Here is a 1,325-nt window from a genome sequence, read left to right as displayed (position 1 = left end):
GTGCGGTCATCTGTCCGGCCTGTTGGCGCGGCGTATGATGGCCGCTGGCCCTGATGTTGTCCGCTGGCCGGGTCCCATTCAGTCTATCGAGCTCGAAGCTCCGACAGCACCTCGGGTTGTCCCTGCCTCTGCGGCCGCGTTCAGATCGTCATCATCAATTCAATGGACACCCATACAGTTCGACGCGGCCGCGCTTGTGCGCCGCATTTGTTTTAGATGACGGCAGGTGGACGATAGCTCTCGCCGCGCGCCAGCACCGCCCAGACGATCCGGGCGTTCTTGTTGGCCATGGCCACGGTAACCAGTCGGGCAGGCTTGCGCTCGAGCAGGCTGCGGACCCAGTTGGCCGCGGCAGTATCTGCGGTTCGCGCCCGCCGAACGACAGATGTCGCACCGACCACAAGGAGCTTCCTGAGGTAGCGATCTCCCATCTTCGAGATCCGTCCCAGCTTGTCCTTGCCGCCCGATGAGTTTTGTCGCGGGACCAGGCCCAGCGAAGCAGAGAACTCCCGGCCCGAGCGGAACGCTGCCGGATCGGTTACCGAGGCGGCCAGGGCGGTGGCACTGATGATGCCAACGCCTGGGATGGTGGCTAGTCGCTGGCTAGCCCGATCCTGGCGATGCCAGGTCAGGAGATGTCGATTGAGTTCCTGGATCTGACGGACGAGCGCATGAAGCTGCTCGGCCAGGAGCATCATTGCTGCCTTCGCCATATCCGGCAGCATTGCGCTGTCCGCTTGCTGGATCCGCTCAATGAGATCGCGACTGCCGCTCACACCTTGAACCGCGACCAGCCCGAACTCAGCACAATGACCGCGGATCGCGTTGATCAGCATGGTGCGCTGGCGAACCAGCAGTTCACGCGAGCGGTGCAGGACGAGTACTGCCTGTCGCTCCGCACCCTTGACCGGTACGAAGCGCATGGTCGGGCGCCGCACCGCTTCGCAGATCGCCTCGGCATCGGCAGCGTCGTTCTTCTGGCGCCGAAGATAGGCCTTTACATAGGCCGGCGGCATCAGGCGGACCTCGTGACCCAAGGCGGAAATTTCACGCGCCCAGTAGTGCCCGGTGGCACAGGCTTCCATCCCGATCAGGCAGCCAGGAACTTGCGCCAGCGTCTCGAGCAGCAACCCACGCCGCACCTTCTTGCGCCAGACTACATTGCCATCGGCATCAACCGCGTGAAGCTGAAAAACGGACTTGGCCAGATCAAGGCCGATCGTGGTAATTACCATGGTGGATGGTCCTTTGTCAGGGTTGCTTCGACAACAGCCCACAATACGACTCACCGTCGCCGGACACAGGGGCCATCCACCTCATCAGTC

General features: G+C 62.6%; 1 protein-coding gene. It reads right to left on the bottom strand.

Annotated elements, in window-relative coordinates:
• Positions 1-212: 212 nt before the first annotated feature.
• The gene (locus GV044_RS19420) at positions 213-1,235 is read right to left on the bottom strand and encodes an IS110 family transposase (protein WP_159874010.1); all 1,023 of its coding nucleotides are present in this window, start codon (positions 1,233-1,235) and stop codon (positions 213-215) included.
• Positions 1,236-1,325: the final 90 nt, after the last annotated feature.

This window comes from Novosphingobium sp. 9U (assembly GCF_902506425.1).
In the GTDB taxonomy this organism is placed as follows: domain Bacteria; phylum Pseudomonadota; class Alphaproteobacteria; order Sphingomonadales; family Sphingomonadaceae; genus Novosphingobium.
Note: the sequence above shows the minus strand (reverse complement) of the source record. Positions and strands in the feature narration are given on the sequence as shown.